The sequence below is a fragment of the Pyrobaculum sp. genome, from assembly GCF_049971835.1.
GTDB lineage: Archaea > Thermoproteota > Thermoprotei > Thermoproteales > Thermoproteaceae > Pyrobaculum.
Map to the genome: position 1 here is coordinate 1 of NZ_JBMFKV010000177.1, position 3,943 is coordinate 3,943.

Annotated in this window: 2 protein-coding genes, 1 tRNA gene and 1 pseudogene; 2 read left to right on the top strand and 2 right to left on the bottom strand. The window is 57.7% G+C overall.

Annotated elements, in window-relative coordinates; genetic code table 11:
* Positions 1-90 (top strand): annotated as a pseudogene (locus ACP5J3_RS11775) (transcriptional regulator); the annotation flags it as partial.
* A 56-nt stretch (positions 91-146) separates the two neighbouring features.
* Here the strand turns inward: ACP5J3_RS11775 and rnhA are convergent.
* Complete coding sequence (gene rnhA / locus ACP5J3_RS11780) at positions 147-713, bottom strand: ribonuclease HI (protein ID WP_428495866.1); 567 nt, start codon at positions 711-713, stop codon at positions 147-149.
* A 94-nt stretch (positions 714-807) separates the two neighbouring features.
* Here rnhA and ACP5J3_RS11785 point away from each other — a divergent pair.
* Positions 808-896, top strand: a tRNA-Val gene (locus ACP5J3_RS11785).
* 25 nt (positions 897-921) lie between these two features.
* Here the strand turns inward: ACP5J3_RS11785 and ACP5J3_RS11790 are convergent.
* Positions 922-3,943, bottom strand: a 3,022-nt coding sequence (locus ACP5J3_RS11790) for a glycoside hydrolase (RefSeq protein ID WP_428495867.1), incomplete at its 5' end; no start/stop codon positions are given.

Here is a 3,943-nt window from a genome sequence, read left to right on the forward strand (position 1 = left end):
GGCACCCCCACACGGGAGATCTACACAAAGGTAGACGCCAGCCAGAGCCCGCCAGAGGTGGAGGTTGAGGTACAAGCGCCGCTACTGTAACAGCACCCCACGGCATCCGCCGCGCCGCACAACCGGCGCCGTGCTTTATATGTGTCCTAACCCCTCCCCAGACGTCTTATCAACCTCGACGCCTCGGCTCTCGTGAGGCACACGTCGGCTTCTACGCCGAGCCGCCTAAGCGCGGCCAGCTGCCTCCCGGTGGCGAGCCACCGGCTGTACCTCTCCCGGAGCTCCGGCCTCGCCTTCAAGTAGTCGCAGTAAGCCCTCTTCGAGTAGTAGTCGGCGCGGCTGTTCTCCCCCCGGGGCACCCAGGAAATGGAAAACCCCTTGAAGCGGCCCGCCAGCTCCAGCGCCCTCTCGTACAGCGGCTTTAGGTGGGGAGCCCTAACCGCGTACTCACCCACGACCTGCCTCACCACCAGCTGGCTGTCGCCGTAGACAGCCACGCACTCCACGCCGTTTGACAGAGCCCACTCAAGCGCCTTCACCAACGCGGAATACTCCGCGTAGTTGTTAGTACACCACCGCTCCCCGACGCACACCACACCCCCCTCTCCATACACCTCCCTTTCGCCGTCAAACACGGCGAAGCCATATGCCCCGACGCCCCCCGGGTTGACGGGCTCGCACGCCCCGTCAAAGAACACTCTCAGACACCGCACAACCCCACACACGAGGCGGTATAAAAAACCCACAGCAATCACCGCGCGGCGGGCAGACGCCATGAAAACTTAAAAACTTAAACATTGCTAGATACGGCCCGTAGTCTAGCGGTATGATGCCCGCCTCACGCGGCGGTTGCCTGGGCACGCGGGTGGTCCCGGGTTCAAATCCCGGCGGGCCCATTGATTTTTCTAAAAAGGTGGGGGTTTAGGAGAGTGCGACTATTCTGCCGTTTTGTAGATGTGCTGTGATGTAGAAGTTGACTGTGTAGTCGCCGCCATTCCAGCCTCCGTGGACTTCTTCCCATGTCGGCGCCTGTCCGAATACGTCGTATATGTTGGATGCGTAGATGTCTTCGTTTATGTATATGCCTCTTGCTGGGTCGTATGCGTTGTTTTTGCCGGGGTCCCATATGCCTCCGTAGCTGTTTGCAAACACCGCCGCCGTTATGTAGATCTCTTTTGCGTCTTTTAGTAGTGGTAGCTGGTCTAGCGGTATGGCGAATTCTATGACGTTTCCAGATCTGGCTATTTGCCCCGCCGGTTTTGGATCCCAGGAGTGGTCGAATAGGAAGAGTGGGGTGCCTTTTCCATAGTTTATGCCTATTACGTAGTCCCACTTAAAGGCGAGCTTCGTATCGCTCCAGTCGGGTAGCCACTCGCTGAACCCGCCTCCTGGGAGTCCGATCGCCACCATGACGTACGGCGCGTAGATGTTGCCGAGTTGCCTCAGCTTTACCAGCCCGTAGAGGTTGTTTCCATCTATGTAGAGTCTGAGCTCCACTGCATCTAAGTCGTCTGAGGGGGGCCAGTCCCAATCTGGGCGGTAATACCTGTACTGATCGCCCTCGGGGTCTGTGACTATTAGCTCATACATACTGGCGGTTGCTCCGGGTGTCTGCTGAGGCGGTTGGCCGATCCAGTCGCTGGGGTTTCCGTCTACGAATCTTGGGCCTGGGCCGCCGAGTGCCTTGATGTAGGTCGGCGGCGAGTAGGACACGTTGCTACCCATGGCCTTGGCCCTTAGTACAAACACGCCGCTGTAGTTGAGCCTAAACTCGGCCACGTAGAGATCGCCGCCGGCGGGCTCCGCGTATACGTACACCTCATCCCACGGCGCCCCTACATCCCTCAGGAGGGCCATGGACGTAGCTACGTAGACGCCGCCGCTTCTGCATATCCTGTAGTAGGCCTTAATTACGTCGCCGACGTACGCCGTGGCGTTTCCGGTATAGGTAGCGATTAGGTTGCCCCCCGAGTCGTATACCTCCACGCGGCTCAGCTCGACGCCGCAGACGTAGCCGCCGGTTCTGGGCACCACCTCCACTCTGTAGTTCTTCCCAAGCGCCGTTGCGTAGACCTCGTTGGAGCCCTGGGCTATGAAGGTGAACTCGTACTTACCAGGTGGGAGTCTCAGCTGTAGCGCATATACGTCGTTGTTCCCCACGTCCCCGGCGTACGCCATGGGGGCGAAGAACAAGTCCCTCCACGCCCCGCCCCACACATCCACCGGGCCCCAGTGCGCCACCGCCCTAATGCCCCCGGCTCTGCCGGGGCTGGCGGTGCCGGCGGTTTGTGAATACACCTCGACGGTGACCGTCACGTTTTCCACTTCGCTGAATATCAGTCTGTTGAAGGGAGCCCCAGCCCAGTCAACTGTGACTTGGCTTCTGTAGTGAATAGGCTCGTCGAGAGGCCACGTGTAGCTGTAGGGCAGACCTGTCTTGTTGTAAAACTTCTTAATAACGTAGCGGAATAGGTAGTCGAAGACGTTCTCCACAGGTGATTCCCTATCCCGTCCGTACCACCAGAACCAGTCGCCTGCCTCCGCCGGGTATAGCAACTGCGCCCAGGCCTTGTTCTGGGCGGCTTGCCTCGCCTCTTCTAGTATCCTCCATGCCAGGTTCTCCTCCCACTCCCCTATCCACACGGAGAGGCTCCCCCCGGCCCAGCTGGAGGGGGGCAACGGCGAGTTCATGGGTAGCGGCGTGGCTCTCCCGGCTGCCTCCCTTAGAGTCGTGGCGCGGTCCTTAACCGCGTTGTATATCTTGGTGAGGAAGATGTAGCCGTCGTGGGGGTACCACTCCCACGGGTTTTCGCCGTCGAGGGCGATTACGATGTATCCGCCGCCGGCTCTACTGCTTAAGATCTGTAGGAACTGTCCCGCGGCGTAGTCCTCGCCGAATTGCCGTGACAGCTCCGAGCCTCTGAAGCCTATCCAGTCCGACAGCTCTCTATCTCTGAAGAAGATTAAGACCCCGTGTCTAACCCACGGCGTGTGGAGCTCCCTAGGCTCCGCCTCCCTACCCAGGTAGCGTTGCAGAGCTACTTGATCGGCTATGGTATACCTAATAGAGTTTTGAGACAGTATTTCTAGAAAGAGATCGTCGACTGCCAGCTCTGGGGGCCACACGCCCAGGAGCTCCGACTTGAAGAACGTTTTGAATTTGTGTCTAGAGAGCTGGATCTGTGCGGCGACGTCTTCAGGATGTGCGAAGGGCCGTGGCAGGGTTATTATGCCGGGGTCTGTGAGTAGGGCGTTGCTGGTGTTTTCAACAAGTGGAGCTATGGGGTAGTAGTACGGCGTCATGACTACATCTATCCACCCGCCTCTATACAGCTTCGCTAGCTTGTCTAGAAACAGCTTGGGGTACTTTAGGTGCTTTGTCAAGACCACCGCCTTCTCTAGGTCTGTGAAGTGGGTATCGCAGTTGCTGTTTCTAGCCTTTTCGTATATAGGCCTCAGCTCCGGGTCTTCGACGAGTAGCTTCTCGTTAATCCACGCCAGGTTGAATAATACCTGTAAGTCGCGGTAGTCCGCCGTGTCGAACTGCAGACCGCTGTTTCTCTTCTGGAGTAGACATTGATACCGCGGAAACTTCGGGATCTGAACCTCCCAGCTTATGTCGAAAAATCTGTTGGCTATAAACGCCTTTTCTTCTTCTGTTAACTCCTCGGCGCTTTTGAGAGAGAGTTGTAGATACCTATCAGTCAGCCTACCTGAGGCGTACATCTCAATCTGCTCGAGCAGGGTAGGCGTCACGTCAAAAGTTACTTTTACCCCAGTTTCCTCCACCAGCAACAACATGGGGTAGTACGCCTTCGCAGTCCACAGCCTCACCCAGGGAGCCTCTGCCACTCCCTTGCCTGTGTCTGTAGGGAGGGAGCTTTCTGGTATGTAATAGGGGGGCTGGTGTAGATGCCACACAAACACGACGTTTTGAGCCGCG